We start from the raw sequence: 18,828 nt of genomic DNA, 5'->3' as shown, positions 1-18,828 counted from the left end.
GGTGGGGTGCGGTGGGGTCGGTGGGTCCGGCGCAGGCAGCGCGCGGGATCGGATACCGCCCGGTACGGAATCCATCCAGTCTGCCACGCCGGGCCCCGGATACGACTCAAGCCCTCGGACGCGGGTCGTCCGAGGGCTTGAGGTCTCAGGCCGGAACGGGCACGGACCTGGAGTGCGCGATCAGCGCTTCGAGAACTGCGGCGCCTTGCGGGCCTTCTTGAGTCCGGCCTTCTTGCGCTCCGGGACGCGGGCGTCACGGGTGAGGAAGCCGGCCTTCTTGAGCTCGGCGCGGTTGTTCTCGCGGTCGATCTCGTTGAGCGAGCGGGCGATGCCGAGGCGCACGGCGCCGGCCTGACCCGAGGGTCCGCCACCCTTGATCCGCACGTGGACGTCGAAGCGGCCTTCGAGGTCGAGCAGACGGAACGGCTCGTTGACGAGCTGCTGGTGCAGCTTGTTCGGGAAGTAGGTCTCCAGATCGCGGCCGTTGATCAGCCACTCTCCGGTGCCGGGAACCAGGCGCACGCGGGCGATGGCCTGCTTGCGACGGCCCACGGCGGCGCCGGGCGCGGTGAGCGACTGGCCGCGGCCACCGGCCACGGACTCGCCCAGGCCGGCCGATGCCGGGGTCTCGGTGGAGTATTCGGTCATTGCGACGTCATCGACGTTGGTGGTATCAGCCACGGTTCTCCTCGGTAAGTTCGTTGCTGCCGGGGCGCTTACTGCGCCACCTGGCTGATCTCGTACGGCTGCGGATTCTGCGAGGCGTGCGGGTGCTCGGCACCGGCGTACACCTTGAGCTTCCGCATCTGGGCGCGACCGAGGCGGTTCTTGGGAACCATGCCGGCGACGGCCTTCTCGACAGCGCGCTCGGGATCCTTGGCCAGGAGCTCGGAGTAGCTGATGCTCTTGATGCCGCCCGGGTAGCCGGAGTGGCGCCAGGCGCGCTTCTTCTCGAGCTTGGCACCGGTCAGGGCGACCTTGTCGGCGTTGATGATGATCACGAAATCACCCGAGTCGACATTCGGTGCAAAAGTCACCTTGTGCTTGCCGCGCAGCAGGCGTGCCGTCTGCGAGGCGAGCCGACCGAGGACGACGTCAGTGGCGTCGATGACGTGCCACTGGCGCTGAACATCGCCGGGCTTGGGGGTGTACGTACGCAAAGTAGCCTTCTTTTCGTCTATGGAATAGCAGCTCGTGCCCGCATCCCCCAAGGTCGTGATCACGAGGAATGCACACAGCTCGTTCGGTGCTCGGTACGTCGAACCACGGCTGACCCACACGCTTGCCTGCAACGCGAATAGAGGCTTCAGAGAGGAGCGTGAACTGACGTACGCAACGACAGACAAATCTACCTCGGCCAGCCGCGTCCACGCAAATGCTCAGGTGGGCGCCGGTGACCTGCGCGGACTCCAGGAGTCGTCCAGGTGGGCCTCGGTAGACTGCGGGGTGATGCGGACGCTGCCGACGAGACCCCCGAGCGCCCGTCGGAGCGCCGCCGAGCGGCCCCGGCGGGTGCTCGTGCCGCTCCTCCTCGTCCTCGCGCTCGCCTGCGCCGGTCTGCTCGTCCTGCGCGGGCGCCGCCGCTCCGGCCGCGCCCGCGCAGGACGCCGCCGCGCAGGATGCGGCCCCGGCCGAATCGCTCGTCGTCATCGGCGCCTCGGGCCTCGACTTCGAAGACATCGACCCCGAGGCGACCCCTCACCTCTTCGCCTTCGCCGAGGACGCCGCGCTCGCGAACCTCAGCGTCCGCAGCCTGACCTCGGCGACGTGCCCGGCCTCCGGCTGGCTCACCCTCGGCGCCGGCGACCGGGCGGGCGCGGTCGACCTGCCCGATGCCGCGGCAGAGGCCGCCGAGCCGCCTCCCCTGCCGCCCGGGCCGGCCGGCTACCCCGCCGTCGAGGACACGGAGCCCACGCTCGCTCCCGAGGCGAGCACCCAGCCGACCAACTACGTCCGCGTCCCGCCGCGTCCCGCCGCGGCCTGCCCGGAGATCCGCACCCCGGTCCCGGAGGAGGTCGTCGCCGAGGCCGAGGCCGGCGCGGAGACCGCGCCGGAGGACTTCGCCGTCCCCGAAGCCCCGCTCACCGGCGGAGTGATCCCCGAGTTCGACCGGATCGAGTCGGTCAATGCGGCATCCGGGTACACCGCCGACCTCCGCGCGATGGCCGCTGCGGTCCGCGATGCCGGGGGCTGCACCCAGGCGATCGGCCCGGGAGCGGGCTATGCCGCGGCCTCCCCCGAGGGCGTCGTCGCCGACTGGGGCCCGGGCGGCACCCCGCGCTCCGACTGCGTGCTCACGCTCATCGATGTCGGCTCGGTCGGCGATCCCGGCTGGGTCCCGCAGGAGACCGCGCTCGACGGCGCGCACCAGCTCTCCCGGGTCGACCAGCGGGTCGAGCAGTACCTCGAGGACATCGACCTCGACACCACCGATGTCGTGGTCGCCGGGGTCGGCGACGCCGCCAGCCCCTCCCGGCTGCGGGCGCTCATGGCGGCCGGGCCGTCCTACGAGCCGGGCATCCTCACGAGCTCCTCGACCCGGCAGGAGGGCACCGCGCAGCTCACCGACGTCGCCGCGGCCGCGCTCACCCGGGTCGCCGGGCTCACGGCGCCGGAGGAGTCCGCCGATGCCGCCTGGACCGTCGACACCGCGGCCGGAGACTTCGCGGACCGCCTCACGACCGTGCGCGCCTCCGCGGCGGAGGCGGCGACGGTCCACACCCACGCGCAGACCTTCTCGGTGCTCCTCGACGTCGTCCACTACATGCTCTTCCTCGCTCTCGCCGGCCTCCTCCTCGTCACCCTCCACGCGCGCCTCGGCGCCGCGAGGAGCATCCGGCTCCACCGCGCCCTCGGCTGGACGGGACTCGTCATCGCGGTGATCCCCATGGGGTCGTTCCTCGCCGGCCTACTGCCGTGGGCGCGCTTCCCCGTTCCGGCGCTCGGCCTCGGCCTCGCGGTCCTCGCCGGATCGCTCGCGCTCCTCGCGATCGCGGTCGCCGGGCCGTGGCGGCGCACCTTCGCCGGGCGGGTCGCGGCGGTGTCGCTCACCACCGCGGTCGTGCTCGCCGTCGACATCGCACTCGGATCGGGACTGCAGTTCAACTCGCTCATGGGCTACAACCCGATCGTCGCCGGCCGCTTCTACGGCCTCGGGAACCAGGGCGCGGCACTCTTCATCGTCGCGGTGTTCCTCGGCCTGGCGATCGTGTGCCGGCGGCTCGTCATCGGCCACCGCGGCCGGGCGGCGGCTCTCGTCGCGGTTGTCGGCCTCGCCTCCGTCGTCACCCTGGGGAATCCCGCCTGGGGCGCGAAGTTCGGCGGCACGATCGCCACCCTCGCCGGATTCCTCGTGCTCCTCGCGCTGCTCCTCGGGATCCGCCTGAACATCTGGCGGCTCGTGCTCATCGGCGCGATCTCGCTCGCCGCGATCCTCGGCATCGCCGGGCTCGACTACCTCCGTCCGCCGTCCGCCCGATCGCACTTCGGGACGTTCTTCGGACAGATCCTTGACGGCGAGCTGTTCACCGTGATCGGCCGCAAGCTCGCAGCGAATCTCAACATCATGGTGATCAACCCGGCGCTCGCGCTCATCGTCCCGCTCGCGATCATCGCAGTCCTGTTCTTCCTCGCCTACCTCGCCCGCTTCTCCCCGACCGCCCGCTTCACCCGGCCGTGGGCGGGACGGCTGCCCGCGCTGTTCGAGGACCGCGCCCTCCACGCCGGATTCCTCGCCGTCGCCGTCGGCCTCGCAGTCGGCGGAGCGATCACCGATTCGGGCATCGCCGTGCCGGCCACCGGCGCGATGATGGCGGTCCCGCTCCTCCTCGCACTCTCGGCCGACACGGTGCCCCAGCGCATCCCGGAAGCCGACGCCGGTCCCCGGGGCCGGACCGGGACGACGGTCGGCCCCGCGACCGATCCCGCGGCCGAGCAGGAAGGACTGGCCGGTGTCGGAGGGGCACACGCACCCGGGACCGCGGCCGAGGCCTCGGCGACTGCTCCCGAGGCGTCCCTGGACCGCGCGGAACAGAGGTCCGGTTCGCGCGTGCGGTCCGCGGCCGAGGCCGCCGCCGGGTCGAGCCATGCGTCCGACGCGGGTGCGCTCCCGGAATCCGACGCAGGTGCGCACCCGGAATCCGGAGCTCCCGGCCCCCGCACCCCCGGCGGCCGCCGATGATCCGCAGCGCCCTCCTCGCACTTCTCGCCGCGTGCCTGCTCGTCGCCGGCCTGCCGCCGGTGCCGTCCGGTCAGGGGCCGGCAGCGCCGCCCGCCCGGGCGATCACCCCGGTGATCGCGGGCCCGACGGTGTTCGTCGGGGTGAGCGGGCTGACGTTCGAGGACCTCGACCCGTACCTCACCCCGCACCTGTGGTCGCTCGTCGAGGACGGCGCCATCGGCACGATGACCCCGCGCAGCGTGCGGGCGACGAGCTGCCCGGTCGACGGCTGGCTGGCAGTGGGCTCCGGGCGGCGGGCGGCGGACGAACCGCGCCGCGTGTGCCGCACGCCGGCCGAACCGATCGAGTCCTGGGTTCCCGACTGGGCGGTGTACCGTCTCCAGGCCGAGGGCGACAACTACGACGCTCCGCTCGGCCTGCTCGGCGGGCTGCCCGCCGACGCCGTGCACGCGATCGGACCGGGAGCGGCGATCGCGGCCGCCACCCCCGAGGGCCGCGTGCGCTCCTACGCCCCCGTCGAGGACGACCTCGGCGCCCAGATCGCGGAATCCGCCGCCGACCACGACCTGTCCCTCGTCGACCTCGGCAACACCCGCGAGCCCGGGTACTCGCTCACCGAGCTCGACGACCGGATCGGGGCCGGGCCGACGAGGTGGGCGAACGCGGGGATGATGAAGAGGATGCCGACGGCCGGCACGACGATGCCGGAGTCGAGCGCGATGCAGTTCTCCGCCGCGGTGGGCCCGTTCCACTCCGCGGGAGTCCTCACCTCCTCCTCGACCCAGCAGCCCGGTCTCGTGCAGACCACCGATGTCCTCCCCACTCTGCTCAGGTCGATGCCCACCGGCGTCGAGGAGAACTTCGCCGGCGCCCCGATGGTCGAGACCGAGGCGGCGGCGGACACCGAGGTCCGATACCGGCAGATGCTCGATCGCCAGGTGGCGGTCGCCACCCAGGCCGCGCTGTCGGCGTGGTTCTTCCCGGTCACGGCCTCGGTCATCGCCGTCCTCCTCGGGATCGCCGTGGTGATGGGGCGGCGCGACATGAGCCGGGTGCGCGGCCCGCTGCGGGGGCTCGGCCTCTTCTTCGCCGCGCTCCCGGTGTCGACGTTCCTCGTCAACCTCGTCCCGTGGGAGCGGTCGACGAGCCCGGACGTCGCGATGCTCGCCGCGCTCTGCGGCTGGGCCCTCGCCCTCACGCTCCTCGGGCTGCTCGGCCCCTGGCGCCGGGACCCGCTCGGACCGCTCACCGTCGTCGCGACGGCGACCGTGCTCGTCCTCGCCGGCGACGTCATCGCCGGCTCGCCGCTCCAGATGTCGACGCTGCTCGGCGAGCCGCTCCTCATCGCGTCCCGGTTCTATGGCATCGGCAACTCCGCCCTCGCGCTGTTCTGCACCGCTCTCGTGCTCGTCCTCGTCGCCGTGTGCCGGGCGATCCCCAACCGCTGGGCGCGGCTCGCGGCCGTCGTGACCATCGTGCTCGCCGCCTGCGTCCTCCTCGCCACGCCGGGCCTGGGCACGAAGTTCGGCTCGGTGCCGACGCTCATCATCGGGCTCGCCGTGTTCACGCTCGCCGCCGCCGGGATCCGCCTCTCGATCAAGCGGCTCGTCCTCGTCGTCGGCGCGGCCGGCCTCGTCATGCTCCTCGTGCTCGTGCTCGACTGGCTGCGGCCGGCCGATCAGCGCACGCACTTCGGGCGCTTCTTCGACTCGATCCTCAGCGGCGAGGCCGGAGCGGTGATCATGCGCAAGATCGGGATGAACATCGACATCCTCACGCAGAGCTGGATGACCCTCCTGCTCCCGGTGATCATCACCGGGGTGTTCTGGCTGATCCTCAGCCCGCGCCGCTTCTCCGTCCCGCATCTGCCCGGGCTGTACCGGCGGTATCCGATGATGCGCGCCGCGATGGCCTCGCTCGCGGTGCTCCTGGCGGTGGGTACGGTGATCAACGACTCCGGCATCGTCGTGCCGGCCGTCGGCATCCTCTTCATCATCCCCGCGTTCGCCCACCTCGTCGGCCAGGCCGAATCCGAGGCGGTCCGCCGGGAGCGGGCCGGACGAGGCGAGGGCGCGCGCGATGGGGTGCGTGCCGGTGAGGCGGGCGCCGGGGAGCACGACAGCCTCCACGACGCCGAGGCGCGCGCCGGTGAGGGCCGTGCGGGCACAGCGGACGCCCGGAGCGCGGCCGAGCACTGACCGCGGCGTCTCCCCCGCCGAACGACTCCGGCCCCCACCCGACCGAGGGGGTCGGGAGGGGGCCGGATCGAACCGGGCCGGATCGGACCGGGCCGGGCCGACTCCTGCGGGTCAACCTATGCGGGTCAACCCCTGCACATCACTGCGCGGTCCTCCTCCGCACGGCCACGACCGCGGCGGCGCCGGCGATGAGGAGCACGAGCGCTGCGGCGAGCGCGCCGGCGATCTCGGAGCCGGTGCGCGGGAGCGGTCCGCCCGCGCGGTCGTCGCGACCGTCGTCGTCCTGACCGCCGCGGCTGTCGTCGCCGCCGTTGCCGCCGTCACCGCGGTCGTCGTCGCCGCCGGGGCCGGGAGCCGGGTCGCTCGGCTGCGGGCTCTCGCTCCCGTCGTCGTTCCCGCCGTCATCGTTCCCGTCGTCGCCGCCGTTGTCGTCGTCACCGGGGGCGTCGTCCTCGGTCACCCGGTAGGCGGCCTCGGCGGAGTGGACGAGCGGCATCGGGTTGTCGTCCCACCACTCCGACCCCGGGTCGGCGGTGATCCGTGCGGTGAAGGTGTGCTCGCCCGGCTCTCCCCCGCTCAGCGAGAACGGGATCTCCGCGCCCGCCGGGAGCTCGGTGACGAGCGCGGTGTTCGGCTGCTCGCCGGCGCGCTCGCCGAAGTCGGCGGTCACGCCCTCGGGCAGGGACAGGGTGATGAGGAACGGCCCTTCGACAGCCTCGGTGTTCGTCGACTCGATGACGTACTCACCGGAGTCGTCATCGGAGTAGCTGATGCCGACCTCCGCGGTGCCGTTGTGCACGATGTCGAGCGCGGCGTCGGCCTGACGCTCGTCGGTGTCCGGGCCGATCGGTGAGTTCTCGTTGAAGTAGCGCTCCCACAGCTCGAAGTCGGTGAGTCCCGACTGCTCGAAGGTGCCGTTGGCGAACGAGGTGAAGTTGTCGCCGCCGGCGGCGAGGAAGCTCAGCGTCGCGACGCGGTACTCCGCGTTCGGATCGATCTCCTCGCCGTCGACCAGCACCGAGAGCACGCGCTCGCCGCGGGCCGCCTCGGAGTCGTAGACCACGTCGAGCTCATCGGAGATGCCGAGGTGGAGGAACGGACGCGAGGCGCCCTCGGGCTGCCACTGCTCCTCGAACAGGCCGATGACGTCCGAGCCCGTGAGCGTCACGACGCCGTGGTCGTTGGCGAAGGGCAGCACTTGGTTGAGCTCGCCGACGGTGACCTCGCAGCGCTCCTCGCTGCCGAACTGGTCGTCGCATTTGAGGTCGGTCCGCAGGCCGCCGGGGTTGGTGATGCCGAAGTCGGCCGGGGCGAGCTGCGAGTACCCGGTGCCCTGGGCGAGTGCGTCGGCGACGAGGTTGCCGAGCGTCGACTCCGCACCGCGGTCCTCACGGCCCTCGTCGGTGAAGGCGCGGGTGATGTCCTCGGTGATGGTGCCGGCGACTTCGGAGCCGATCTCCTCCGACTTCGCGACGGCCTCGTCGATGATCCGCTGGGCCTCATCGACGACCGGGGAGTCGTGGGTGACGTCCTCGGTGGGCAGGATCTCCTGCGTGTCGACGGTCCAGGTGCCGTCCCCGGTCGAGGTGAGGACGAGCTGTCCGACCGCCTCGCCGTAGTAGCCGGACTGGAGCAGCGGGCGGGTGCGCTCGGTGCCGGGCACGGGCGCCTCGAACGCGAAATCGGTGTGGGAGTGGCCGAAGAACATCGCGTCGACCGACTCGTGGCCCTCGGTGGCGAGCGTGCCGAACTCGGAGTTCGAGGCGACGGCCGCATCGAGGGACGAGGTGTCGCTCGGGCCGAGGTGCGCCTGCACGACGGTGAGGTCGGGGCGCTCGGCCTCCGGCAGCTCCTCGAGCTCGCCGGCCACGCGGTCGACGGCGGCGGTCGGGTCGCCGAAGTCGAGTCCGGCGATCCCGTCGGGGCTGACGAGGGACTCGGTGTCCTCGGTGACGACGCCGATGACCGCCACGCGCACGCCCTCGACGTCGAGCATCGTGTGGGACTCGAGGCCCGGGGCCACGTCCTGCGTGCCCTCGGTGTAGACGTTCGCAGCGAGGTGCGGGAAGTCCGCGGTGTCGCTCACGCGGCCGGTGAGGTCGTCGATCCCGCGGTCGTACTCGTGGTTGCCGGTCGCGGTCGCGTCGAGGCCGATCGCGTTGAGGAACTCGAGCGTCGGGGTGTCCTGCTGGGAGGACGACTCGTAGGTCGAGGCGCCGATGTTGTCGCCGGTCGACAGCAGCGCGGTCCCGATGTCCGCGTGGGCGGCCCGCTCGCGCTCGACGACCGAGGCGACGTTCGCGCCGGTGCTGTCGAGGCGGCCGTGGAAATCGGTGATGCCGAGGAGCTGGATCTGCGTGCCGGCGGGTGCCTCTGCGAGCACGGGGACTGCTCCGAGCGGCAGGACGAGGCCGGCGGCCGCGGCGGTGCCGACCGCGAGCCGAGCGGTGATGCGTCTGGTCATGTGGTGTCTGCTTCCGGTATCCGGCCCGCGCGGTGGCACACGGGCGAACGAACGTCAGGTCTGCATCCACTCTGCCCGAAAACGGACGAAGAATCCGGGAGATGAACATGAATTGCACATGAAACACGCAGTGTCGAGATGTCGGCGGGCGGCGTCTCAGGTGCGACGCGCGCGGGTGCGTTCGGTCCGGGCGGCCCATTCCTCGGCCGGCGGGTAGCCGACCTCCTCGAGGACGAGGCCGTGCGGGGGCATGACGAACATCGGGCCGAGGTCGGTCTGCCCGGCATCGGCACGCGCGAGGAGCTCCGCCGGCCGGGTCTCCGGCCAGGACCCGGAGCCGACCTTGACGAGCCCTCCGACGAGCGCGCGCACCATGTGGTGGCAGAACGCGTCGGCGCGCAGGCCGATGACGATCACCCCGTCCGAGTCGCGCGCCAGGTCGAGGGCGAGGAGCGTGCGCACCGTCGTCGCGTCCGGGCGCGGCCGGCAGAACGGGAGGAAGTCGTGGAGGCCGAGCAGCTCCGCGGCCGCCCGGGCCATCGCGGCCTCGTCGAGGGTGCCGCGATGGGCGACGGTGGTGTCGAGTGCGAGCGGGTCGTGGAAGGAGCGGTCGTCGGCCAGCCGGTAGGTGTAGGCGCGCCAGGTCGCGGCGAACCGGGCATCGAAGTCGGCGGGCACCTCGGCCGCGGTGTGGACGACGATGTCGGGGCAGTCGAGGTGTCGCAGCGCGCCGCGCAGCCGGCTGGCGAGCGCGACCCCGGTGGGCCGGTCGGAGCGGCCCCGGAGGCGCACGAGCGCGGGGTCCGTGAGGTCGAGGTGGACGGTCTGGCGGCGGGCGTGGACCCCGGCATCGGTGCGCCCGGCGACGACGGTGCGGACGGGCTCCCCGCAGACGGTGGCGAGCGCAGCCTCGAGGCTGCCCTGCACCGTGCGCAGGCCCGGCTGGGTCGCCCAGCCGTGGAATCCGGTGCCGCGGTACCCGAGCTCGACCCGGAACCGGGTCACAGCTCCTCGCTGAGCCGACCGGGCCGGTAGTCCTCGTCGATCACCCGCAGCGCGTCCTCGGAGGAGTCGAGCGGGTCGAGGGTGAGGTCGGAGTAGCGGATGGGCTCGCAGGGGCTGAAGAAGCCGCGGAGCGGGGCGGACAGCGGGAGGGCGCGGCGTTCGTGAAAGCGGTCCACGTTGCGATTGTAGTAGCGGGCGGCGGCGGCGATCCTGCCCTCGATCGCGATGATCTGGCTGTAGAGGTAGCGCAGGGTCTCCGTCACGGACTCCTCCTGCGAACCCGGGGGCGGGACCGCGGCGCCGCGGAGCTCGCCGTGCACGGCTGCGGCCAGCCCGGCGGTGGCCTCGGTGAGGGCTTCCTCGGCGGCACCGATCCGGTCGCACTCGCCGGCGTCGAGGCTGCGGCGGGCGGTCGCGAACGCGGCGGCGAGCTCGTCGAGTGCGGGGACGTCACCGAAGCGCGAGCGGGTCGCCTCGACGAAGGGCGGGATGAGGAGGTGCCGGTCGGCGATGTCGGCGGTGAGCTGACGGCGCCCCTCGGCGCACAGGTCGGCCGCGAGGCTGAGCTGGTTGTACCGCAGCAGCAGCCGCACCAGCACCGAGCCCGCCGCCGCGAGGCCCGCGACGGCGACCGTGATCATCACCCAATCCACTGCAGTGCTTCCTCATGGTCGTGCTCGACGGGTGCCGCACGGTCGTCACCCTGCGGACCCGGGCGGACCGGTCGTTCTGCTCCGCCGAGCGCCAGTTTACCCCCGGTTCACTCCCTGTCCTCCCGGACGTCGTTCGGGCAGCACGGGGAGGACATCCGGCCATCTGCGCAGCACGCGCCGGCCACCTGGAGGTCGGTTCGGCCCCAGGATGTCGTCTCGGATTGGTCGACGCGTCACCCGCGGGGACGCTGCCGGTCACCGGCGCCTGCGAGAGTCGGGGAGCGTGAGAGTCGCAATCGCAGCCGAATCGTTCCTGCCGCAGATGAACGGCGTCACCCACAGCCTCCTGCGGGTCCTCGACCACCTCGCCGAGCGCGGGGACGAGGTCCTCGTCATCTCCCCCGGGTCCCGCCACGACCGCCCGCACGAGGTCGCCGGAGCCCGGGTGGTACGCGTGCCGTCCTTCGCGATGCCGAAGTACCGCAAGGTCCGGGTGGCCCCGGGCGGGGTCGCGCGGATCCGCAGGCTCCTCGAGGACTTCGATCCCGACGTCGTCCACCTCGCCTCGCCCTTCGTCCTCGGCTGGCGCGCCGCGCTCGCCTGCCAGGACCTCGGGCTGCCGTCGGTCGCGGTGTACCAGACCGAGGTGCCGGCGTACGCCGCGCGCTACGGCATGCGCGGGATCGAGGCGATGCTGTGGAGCCACGTCCGCAACATCCACCAACACTCGTCCCTCACCCTGGCACCGTCGACCTACACCGTAGCGCAGCTCGAGGCCCAGGGAGTCGCCGACGTCCGCCTGTGGGCGCGCGGCGTGGACTCCACCCGTTTCGATCCGACCCGCCGCTCGGAGGAGTGGCGCAGGCGGATCGCACCGCACGGCGAGAGGATCGTCGGCTTCGTCGGCCGGCTCGCGGCGGAGAAGCAGGTCGAGGACCTCCGGGCGCTCGCCGGTCTGCCCGGCATCCGTCTCGTGATCGTCGGCGAGGGTCCGCAGCGCCGCCGCCTCGAGCAGCTCCTGCCCGCGGCGCACTTCACCGGCTTCCTCGGCGGGGACGCGCTCGCCCAGGCCGTCGCCGGCTTCGACGTCATGGTCTCCCCCGGTGAGCTCGAGACCTTCTGCCAGACGATCCAGGAGGCAATGGCCTCGGCCGTGCCCGTCATCGCGCCGGCCCGCGGCGGTCCGCTCGACCTCGTCGACTCCTCGCGCACCGGCTGGCTCTACCGTCCCGGCGACCTCGCCGCGATGCGCGACCACGTGCGCGACCTCACCGGCGACGAGTCGAAGCGGCTCGCGTTCGGCGCCACGGCACGGGCGACCGTCCTCGGCCGGACGTGGAAGAGCGTGTGCTCCCAGCTCGTCGGTCACTACGCGCACGCGATCGAGAACCCGGCACCGCAGGTCATCGGCCGCTCGTACTCCGGCGCGCCCCGCTGGGCCCAGGAGCGCGTGGGCTGAGTGAGGCCCCGCGCCTGCGCGATCTGCCGCTTCCGGTCAGGGCCGCAGCGCGTCCGGGTCGCCGAGGCCGCGGGCGTCGAGGGCGCGGCCGGTGTCGGTGGCGTACTTCACCGCGCCGAGGATGACCGGCACCGTCCGGGCGCGGAGGTTCCGCTCGAGCCCGCGGGCGCGGGCTGAGTCCCCGGTCACCGCGGTGAGGTCCGCGAGGTAGGGCAGGCTGCGGACCATGAGCGCGGCGGTGAGCGCGACCCGGTCGGGATCGATGCCGACCAGCCGGAGCCGCCGGGCGAGCGCGGAGAACACCGCGAGCAGTCCTGTCACCGGGGTGGTGAGCATGAGGAGGCCCGCGGCGAGGATGCAGGCGAGGATCGTCGACACCACCCTGAGCGCCGACCACGGGTCGGAGAACACGAGATGGAACACGACGATGAACGCGATGATGAGCCAGACCCGTCGCACCGGCGACACGAGCTCGCGCAGCTGGATCCGTGCACTCGCTCCGAGCAGCACCACGAGTCCGAGCGCGGTGAGGCTCACCCCCGGGCTGCGCACGAGGAGCACGACGAGGCTGAGCACGGCGAGACCGGCGAACTTCGCTCCGGCCGGGGTGCGGTGCAGCCACCCGTCACCGGGCAGATAGCGGCCGAGGAACTGCTGCCGGCGCCTCACGGCCGCACCTCGCGGTCGTCGGCGGCCCGCCGGCGGTACTCGGCGATGACCTCGGCCGGCGGACCGTCGGCGGCGATCCGGCCGTCGGCGATGAGCACGGTGCGCGCGGCGTCGGCGGCGACCTCGAGGTCGTGCGTGGACACGACGAGCCGCATGCCGCGCCGGGCGACGAGTCCGCGCAGGGTGCCGCGGAGGAGCTCGCGGTTGCGCAGGTCGAGGAGGGTGGTCGGCTCGTCGAGCACGAGGATCTGCGGATCGACCGCGAGCACGGAGGCGAGCGCGACGAGCTGGCGCTGACCGCCGGAGAGCTCATAGACGCTGCGGTCCGCGAGGTCGGCGACCCCGAGCTCGTCGAGCACGGACAGCGCCCGCTCCCGCCGCGGACCCGGCCGGCGCACAGAGCGGCGCAGGGAGAGCTCGACGTCCTCGATGACCGTGGACATGACGAGCTGCGCGGCGGGATCGGTGAACACGAATCCCACTCGGCGCCGCACCTCGCCCCCGCGAGTGACCGGGTCGAGACCGTCGACCCGCACCTGCCCGGAATCCGGCAGGACGAGTCCGTTGAGGAGCTGGAGCAGGGTCGACTTGCCGGAGCCGTTCGCGCCGATGATGCTCACCACCGGCTCCGCGAGGCGCAGTGTGACGTCGTGGAGGATCTGCCGGTGCACCGGCGTGCGGGAGTCGGCGCCCGTGTCGCGGACGCCGACCCCCACCGCCTCGAGTGCGATCACCGCTGTCCGGAGCTCCGCGGCGCACGGCGCCCGGTCTCGAGGAGCTGCGGGAAGGCGCGGTGCACGGTGGCCGCGAGCGCACCCGCGACGAGGTTCTTCACCACGTCCCCGGGCCAGAACGGCATGTCGAAGACGACCGCCTCGGCGAGCCCCACCTCGAGGTTGACGGCCATCCCGAGGATCCCGAGGGGATGGACGACGAGGAAGCTCACGACGAGAGCCCCGAGGCTGAGCACGAGCCATAGCTTGGGACCGCGGAGGCGGGCGAGCGCGAACCGCGCCACGAGGCCGCAGCCGAGGGCGAAGAACGGGAAGGCGATGATGTAGCCGGCCGACGGGCCTGCGAGCACGCCGAGGCCGCCGGAGAAGCCGGAGAAGATCGGCAGGCCGACGAGGCCGAGGACGACGTAGAGCGCGGCCGCCGCGAAGCCGCGCAGCGGGCCGAGGCACAGCCCGCACAGGGCGAGCGCGAGGGTCTGCAGGGTGATCGGCACGCCCGCGCCGCCGACCGGGATCGGGGGCAGCGCGGCGAACACCGCGACGAGGGCGGCGAACACCGCGACGAGGGCGAGGTCGACCGCGCGCCAGCCGCGGCGGGCGGTGCCGCGGGTGGCGGCCGGGTCGGGGGTGGTGACGGTGTCGGGCATGCGGGATCTCCTGTTCGGACGCTGGTCTGGGATCAGCGTACCTGAACAGTGTTCAGGAGAGTACTCCGGGTGTCCCCGCGATCACGGGGACGCCCCGCATCCGACGCCGCTGGCCCGGCAGGATGCCGGCCGGGTCACCGGGCCCCGATCACTCCCACTCGATGGTTCCCGGGGGCTTCGAGGTGACGTCGAGGACGACGCGGTTGATCTCGTCGACCTCGTTGGTGATCCGGTTCGAGATCCGGGCGAGGGTCTCGTAGGGCACCCGGGTCCAGTCGGCGGTCATCGCGTCCTCGCTCGACACCGGGCGGAGCACCACGGGATGGCCGTAGGTGCGGCCGTCGCCCTGGACCCCGACGGAGCGGACGTCCGCCAGCAGCACGACCGGGCACTGCCAGATCTCGTCGTCGAGGCCCGCCGCGGTGAGCTCCTCGCGGGCGATCGCGTCGGCCCGGCGGAGGATGTCGAGGCGCTCCTCGGTGACCGCGCCGATGATCCGGATCGCCAGGCCGGGGCCGGGGAACGGCTGGCGGCCGACGATGACCTCGGGCAGGCCGAGCTCGCGGCCGATCGCGCGCACCTCGTCCTTGAACAGGGCGCGGAGCGGTTCGACGAGGGCGAAGGTCAGGTCCTCGGGCAGGCCGCCGACGTTGTGGTGGCTCTTGATGTTCGCCGTGCCCGAGCCCCCGCCGGATTCGACGACATCGGGGTACAGGGTGCCCTGGACGAGGAACTCGATCGGCTCGCCGGAACCTTCGACGGCCTCCGCGACGAGGTCCGCGGCCGCACCCTCGAACGACCGGATGAACTCCCGGCCGATGATCTTGCGCTTCTCCTCCGGATCGCTCACCCCGGCGAGCGCGCCGAGGAAGGTGTCCACGGCGTCGACAGTGACGAGCCGCACTCCGGTGGACTGCACGTAATCCTGCTCGACCTGCTTGCGCTCGTCCTGGCGGAGGAGCCCATGATCGACGAACACGCAGGTGAGCTGGTCGCCCACGGCTTCGTGGACGAGGGCCGCGGCGACCGCGGAGTCGACACCGCCGGAGAGTCCGCAGATGACCTGCTTGTCCCCGACCTGCTCGCGGATGCGGGCGACCTGTTCGGCGATGACGCTCTCCGAGCTCCAATCGGGACTGAGCCCGGCGATGTCGTGGAGGAAGGTCTCGAGGACCCGCTGGCCGTGCTCGCTGTGGAGGACCTCGGGATGCCACTGCACCCCGGCGCAGCGCCGGGCGCGGTCCTCGAAGGCGGCGACCTCGGTGCCGGGGGTGGTGGCGAGCACGGTGAAGCCTTCGGGCGCGCGCGACACCGAATCGCCGTGCGACATCCACACGGTCTGCTGCTCGGGCTGGCCGGCGAGCAGCGCGCCGGGCTCGACGACGGTGAGCGGGGTCGAACCGTACTCGCGGCGATCGGTGCGCGCCACCGCGCCGCCGAGCGAGGTCGCCATGATCTGGAACCCGTAGCAGATCCCGAAGATCGGCACCCCGAGGTCGAACACCCCGAGGTCGAGGGCGGGAGCGCCGGGCTCGTTGACCGAGGACGGCCCGCCGGAGAGGACGATCGCGAGCGGCGAGCGCTCGGCGAACTCGGCGGCGCTCGCGCTGTGCGGGATGATCTCGGAGTACAGGCCGGCCTCACGGACGCGGCGGGCGATGAGCTGGGCGTACTGGGCGCCGAAGTCCACGACGAGGACAGGGGGCACCGCGGTGCTCACGGGGGTGGGATTCATGGGATCCATCCTATCCGGGGTTCAGAACTCGCCGCGCGGGGCGACGACCACGGCATCCTCGAGCTCCTGCTCGGCCTGCCGGTGGACGCGGCGCTCGACGATGAAGGACATCACCGGCACGACGCCGGCGAGGGCGAGCACGAGCAGGCGGCCCAGCCCCCACCGCATCTGCTGGTTGAGCCAGAAGCACGAGATGAGGTAGACGACGTAGCACCAGCCGTGGCTGATCGCGATCGCCGCCGCGAGGTTGAACCCGCCGAACATCAGCGCGGTCTCCGGGTCGGCGGCGATGAGGTACTTGTAGATCATCTCGACGGTGAGGACGAGGAGCAGCGCGCCGGTGATGAAGGCCATCACGCGGTAGAACCGCAGGGCGTTGCGGGCCGAGGTGTACCGTCTGACGGTCCACACGGCGTCCTCGTCGAAGTCGGGGCGGGCGTCTTGCGGGTCATTCACCACGGTGCGGGTCCTCGTGCGTCGGGGGCGGTGCGGTCGGGTCGTGCGGTCGGTCGGCGGTCCGGGCGGGGACGGGATCGGCGGGGCCGCGGAGCCGGGATTCGCCGGCGCCCTTGACGACGACGTACTCCACCGGCCCGGCGTCCTCGGCGGCCGCCTGCTGCGCGATGTGCGCATCGCGGAGCAGGCGCCACCAGATGTAGAGGGCGAAGGCGGCGAAGATCAGCCATTCGATCGCATAGGCCGCGGACTGGAGGTCGAGACCGCCGTCCTCCTGCTTCTCGAGCGCGACGTGCTCGAGACCGCCGGTCGCCTCCGAGGCGCCGGGGCCGGTGTCCTGTTCGGGGAACACGATGCCGGAGTACGAGTACACCCCGAAGTCGTTGATGAGCTGCGAGGTCGAGATCGTGCGGGTCTGCCCGTCCGGCAGGTCACGGGTGTTCTCCGGGGCGTCGACCGGACCGATCCGGCCGACGATCGAGGCCTCGCCGTCGTTCGCCCGGGAGTGCATCGCGAGGTCCTCGTCGGCGGTCCAGCCGCGGACCACCGGGACGGCGATGGGCTTGCTCGGCTCGCCCTCGAGCACCGCGTCCTCCCCGAGCTGCGCGCCGTCGGGTGCGAACATCGTCACGACCCAGAAGCCCTCCGCGCCGTCCTGGTACCGCCCGGGGACGACGACCTGGGCATCCGGCAGGTAGCTGCCGGTGAGCTCGACGCGCTGATCGAGCCGGTAGGACGGCAGCGGCACCTGGGCCTGCATGACCGCGTTGAAGTCCTGGACCTCGTCGACGTCCTGCGCGGCGATGACGTCGTTCTTGTGCTGCGCCCGGTTGACCTGCCAGGCCGAGAGCCCGACGAACGCCGTGACGAGTACGAGCACGAGGGCGAGGAACCCCAGCCAGCGCGGGGTCAGGGCGAGGCGCAGCACCGGTCACATCTCCGTCTGTGACTGGTACGGGGAGACGACGACGTCGACCCGCTGGAACTCCTTGAGATCGAGGTAGCCGGTGGTCGCCATCGCCCGGCGCAGCGCACCGGCGAGGTTGACGGTGCCGTCGGCGGACCGGCTCGGACCGAACAGGAGCTCCTCGAGCGGGGCCGCGGTGCCGATCTCCACCCGGTGTCCGCGCGGCAGCTGGGAATGGTGCGACTCCGGCCCCCAGTGGAACCCGCCGCCGGGGGCCTCCGCGGCCCGGGCGAGCGCGGTGCCGAGCATGACCGCGTCGGCGCCCATCGCGAAGGCCTTGACGATGTCCCCGGAGGTGCCGAGGCCGCCGTCGGCGATGACGTGGACGTAGCGGCCCCCGGATTCGTCCATGTAGTCCCGGCGGGCGGAGTGGATGTCCGCGATCGCCGAGGCCATGGGCGCATGGATGCCCAGGGTGCGCCGGGTGGTGGCCGCCGCTCCCCCGCCGAAGCCCACGAGCACACCGGCCGCACCGGTGCGCATGAGGTGGAGGGAGGCGGTGTAGGTCGCCGCGCCGCCGACGATGACGGGCACGTCGAGCTCGTAGATGAACTGCTTGAGGTTGAGCGGCTCGGTGCTGCTCGACACGTGCTCGGCGGACACGGTGGTGCCGCGGATGACGAAGAGGTCGACCCCGGCGTCGACCACGGTGCGCCAGAACTCCTGGGTACGCTGCGGGGTGAGCGCGCCGGCCACGGTGACGCCGGATTCGCGGATCTCCCCCACGCGCGCCGTGATGAGCTCGGCCTTGATGGGTTCGGCGTAGATCTCCTGCATGCGCGCGGTGGCCCGTTCGGCCGGGAGCGCGGCGATCTCGTCGAGGAGCGGCTGCGGATCCTCGTACCGCGTCCACAGGCCCTCGAGGTCGAGGACGCCGAGGCCGCCGAGCCGCCCGAGCGCGATCGCGGTGGCGGGCGAGACGACGGAGTCCATGGGGGCGCTGATGAAGGGGAGGTCGAATCGGTAGGCGTCGATCTGCCACTCGAGGGAGACGTCCTGCGGATCGCGCGTACGCCGGTCCGGGACGATCGCGATGTCGTCGAGTGAGAAGGCCCTGCGGCCTCGTTTGCCTCTGCCGATCTCGATTTCGCTGCTCACCCTTCCAGGGTATCCCAGGGCTCGGACACGACTTCCAGCGCCCGCTCAGGTCGCGGGGCCGGCCCGCAGTCCGAGCTCCGCAGTGCGCGGTCCGCGGCGCTATCCCCCCGTCGCGCGCCGTGCCGGTTCAGTCCCCGGTCGCGCCGTCGATGCTCTCCCGCAGGAGATCGGCGTGCCCGAGGTGCCGGTTGTACTCCTCGACCATGTGGACGAGGACCCAGCGGAGGTCCCAGGTGGTGCCGTCGGATGCGGGCCGCGCGGCGGTCGTCGACAGGCCCCCGATCGACTCGACGATCATCCACGAGCGCTCCGTCGCCCGGATGAACAGCGACCGGGCCTCGTCCGGGCCGATCGAGGCGGCGAGCGCCCAGTCCCAGTCCGGGTCGTCGTCCCACGGCGCGGTGTCCCACGGGGCCGGCGGGTCCTCGGCGGGGATCCCCTCCGTCTTGCGGAGCAGCACGCTGCGCGCGTGTTCGAGGAAGCCGAGGAGCACCTCGCGCTCGGTGCCGGTGTTCGGCGGATCGTGGACCTCGGGGATGTCGGGGGTGGGTGCGTTCATGCGG

Annotated in this window: 17 protein-coding genes; 3 read left to right on the top strand and 14 right to left on the bottom strand. The window is 72.5% G+C overall.

The features are described from left to right. Nucleotides 1-180: 180 nt before the first annotated feature. The 3 genes from rpsI to C1A17_RS14305 all read right to left on the bottom strand — a co-directional run bounded on the left by rpsI (nucleotide 181) and on the right by C1A17_RS14305 (nucleotide 2,085). Nucleotides 181-648, bottom strand: coding sequence for a 30S ribosomal protein S9 (gene rpsI / locus C1A17_RS13365; protein WP_425427322.1), 468 nt, complete (start codon nucleotides 646-648; stop codon nucleotides 181-183). Between the two features lie 68 nt (nucleotides 649-716). Further along, entirely contained in the window at nucleotides 717-1,160 is a 444-nt protein-coding gene (rplM, locus tag C1A17_RS13360; RefSeq protein ID WP_101653436.1) for a 50S ribosomal protein L13, read from the bottom strand. Nucleotides 1,161-1,947: 787 nt separating this feature from the next. After that, nucleotides 1,948-2,085: a hypothetical protein gene (locus C1A17_RS14305; RefSeq protein ID WP_180953337.1), complete on the bottom strand. Its 138-nt coding sequence runs from the start codon at nucleotides 2,083-2,085 to the stop codon at nucleotides 1,948-1,950. 7 nt (nucleotides 2,086-2,092) lie between these two features. On the opposite strand from C1A17_RS14305, the gene C1A17_RS13355 reads away from it, so the two are divergent. Next, on the top strand, nucleotides 2,093-4,180 hold the full coding sequence (locus tag C1A17_RS13355) for a hypothetical protein (protein ID WP_101653435.1): 2,088 nt from the start codon (nucleotides 2,093-2,095) through the stop codon (nucleotides 4,178-4,180). After that, nucleotides 4,177-6,378 (top strand): hypothetical protein, encoded by a 2,202-nt coding sequence (locus tag C1A17_RS13350; protein ID WP_101653434.1) that lies wholly within the window; start codon nucleotides 4,177-4,179, stop codon nucleotides 6,376-6,378. Before C1A17_RS13355 ends, C1A17_RS13350 begins: the two co-directional genes overlap by 4 nt. 139 nt (nucleotides 6,379-6,517) lie before the next feature. On the opposite strand, the gene C1A17_RS13345 is transcribed toward C1A17_RS13350, so the two are convergent. The 3 genes from C1A17_RS13345 to C1A17_RS13335 all read right to left on the bottom strand — a co-directional run bounded on the left by C1A17_RS13345 (nucleotide 6,518) and on the right by C1A17_RS13335 (nucleotide 10,488). After that, nucleotides 6,518-8,842: a bifunctional metallophosphatase/5'-nucleotidase gene (locus C1A17_RS13345; RefSeq protein WP_101653433.1), complete on the bottom strand. Its 2,325-nt coding sequence runs from the start codon at nucleotides 8,840-8,842 to the stop codon at nucleotides 6,518-6,520. 156 nt (nucleotides 8,843-8,998) lie between these two features. Further along, complete coding sequence (gene truA, locus C1A17_RS13340) at nucleotides 8,999-9,847, bottom strand: tRNA pseudouridine(38-40) synthase TruA (RefSeq protein ID WP_101653432.1); 849 nt, start codon at nucleotides 9,845-9,847, stop codon at nucleotides 8,999-9,001. Further along, on the bottom strand, nucleotides 9,844-10,488 hold the full coding sequence (locus C1A17_RS13335; RefSeq protein ID WP_101653431.1) for a hypothetical protein: 645 nt from the start codon (nucleotides 10,486-10,488) through the stop codon (nucleotides 9,844-9,846). Before C1A17_RS13335 ends, truA begins: the two co-directional genes overlap by 4 nt. 295 nt (nucleotides 10,489-10,783) lie before the next feature. On the opposite strand from C1A17_RS13335, the gene C1A17_RS13330 reads away from it, so the two are divergent. Further along, the gene (locus tag C1A17_RS13330) at nucleotides 10,784-11,959 is read left to right on the top strand and encodes a glycosyltransferase family 4 protein (RefSeq protein ID WP_219618283.1); all 1,176 of its coding nucleotides are present in this window, start codon (nucleotides 10,784-10,786) and stop codon (nucleotides 11,957-11,959) included. Between the two features lie 36 nt (nucleotides 11,960-11,995). Here the strand turns inward: C1A17_RS13330 and C1A17_RS13325 are convergent, their stop codons facing one another. From C1A17_RS13325 to C1A17_RS13290, 8 genes are all read right to left on the bottom strand, one after another. Next, nucleotides 11,996-12,628 carry an energy-coupling factor transporter transmembrane component T family protein gene (locus tag C1A17_RS13325; RefSeq protein WP_101653429.1) on the bottom strand — a complete coding sequence of 211 codons (633 nt, stop codon included), beginning with the start codon at nucleotides 12,626-12,628 and terminating at the stop codon, nucleotides 11,996-11,998. Further along, nucleotides 12,625-13,362 (bottom strand): energy-coupling factor ABC transporter ATP-binding protein, encoded by a 738-nt coding sequence (locus C1A17_RS13320; RefSeq protein WP_425427313.1) that lies wholly within the window; start codon nucleotides 13,360-13,362, stop codon nucleotides 12,625-12,627. The genes C1A17_RS13325 and C1A17_RS13320 overlap by 4 nt, the downstream gene beginning before the upstream one ends. Beyond that, a complete protein-coding gene (locus C1A17_RS13315) occupies nucleotides 13,359-14,009 on the bottom strand; it encodes a biotin transporter BioY (RefSeq protein WP_101653428.1) in 651 nt (216 codons plus the stop codon). The genes C1A17_RS13320 and C1A17_RS13315 overlap by 4 nt, the downstream gene beginning before the upstream one ends. A 148-nt stretch (nucleotides 14,010-14,157) precedes the next feature. Beyond that, the gene (gene guaA, locus C1A17_RS13310) at nucleotides 14,158-15,744 is read right to left on the bottom strand and encodes a glutamine-hydrolyzing GMP synthase (RefSeq protein WP_101653427.1); all 1,587 of its coding nucleotides are present in this window, start codon (nucleotides 15,742-15,744) and stop codon (nucleotides 14,158-14,160) included. A gap of 21 nt (nucleotides 15,745-15,765) precedes the next feature. Beyond that, nucleotides 15,766-16,200 (bottom strand): DUF3817 domain-containing protein, encoded by a 435-nt coding sequence (locus C1A17_RS13305; protein ID WP_180953361.1) that lies wholly within the window; start codon nucleotides 16,198-16,200, stop codon nucleotides 15,766-15,768. After that, complete coding sequence (locus tag C1A17_RS13300; RefSeq protein ID WP_180953336.1) at nucleotides 16,193-17,128, bottom strand: SURF1 family protein; 936 nt, start codon at nucleotides 17,126-17,128, stop codon at nucleotides 16,193-16,195. Before C1A17_RS13300 ends, C1A17_RS13305 begins: the two co-directional genes overlap by 8 nt. Before the next feature lie 3 nt (nucleotides 17,129-17,131). Beyond that, nucleotides 17,132-18,265, bottom strand: coding sequence for a GuaB3 family IMP dehydrogenase-related protein (locus tag C1A17_RS13295; protein WP_101653426.1), 1,134 nt, complete (start codon nucleotides 18,263-18,265; stop codon nucleotides 17,132-17,134). A gap of 127 nt (nucleotides 18,266-18,392) precedes the next feature. Beyond that, nucleotides 18,393-18,824: a mycothiol transferase gene (locus C1A17_RS13290; RefSeq protein ID WP_101653425.1), complete on the bottom strand. Its 432-nt coding sequence runs from the start codon at nucleotides 18,822-18,824 to the stop codon at nucleotides 18,393-18,395. Nucleotides 18,825-18,828: the final 4 nt, after the last annotated feature.

The organism is Brevibacterium ihuae, assembly GCF_900184225.1.
GTDB lineage: Bacteria > Actinomycetota > Actinomycetes > Actinomycetales > Brevibacteriaceae > Brevibacterium > Brevibacterium ihuae.
Note: the sequence above shows the minus strand (reverse complement) of the source record. Positions and strands in the feature narration are given on the sequence as shown.

Coding starts and splice junctions, on each gene's coding strand:
- C1A17_RS13315 (WP_101653428.1), bottom strand. CDS start 14,009: ATGCCCGACACCGTCACCACCCCCGACCCGGCCGCCACCCGCGGCACC.
- C1A17_RS13350 (WP_101653434.1), top strand. CDS start 4,177: ATGATCCGCAGCGCCCTCCTCGCACTTCTCGCCGCGTGCCTGCTCGTC.
- C1A17_RS13290 (WP_101653425.1), bottom strand. CDS start 18,824: ATGAACGCACCCACCCCCGACATCCCCGAGGTCCACGATCCGCCGAAC.
- C1A17_RS13345 (WP_101653433.1), bottom strand. CDS start 8,842: ATGACCAGACGCATCACCGCTCGGCTCGCGGTCGGCACCGCCGCGGCC.
- rpsI (WP_425427322.1), bottom strand. CDS start 648: ATGACCGAATACTCCACCGAGACCCCGGCATCGGCCGGCCTGGGCGAG.
- guaA (WP_101653427.1), bottom strand. CDS start 15,744: ATGAATCCCACCCCCGTGAGCACCGCGGTGCCCCCTGTCCTCGTCGTG.
- C1A17_RS13335 (WP_101653431.1), bottom strand. CDS start 10,488: ATGATCACGGTCGCCGTCGCGGGCCTCGCGGCGGCGGGCTCGGTGCTG.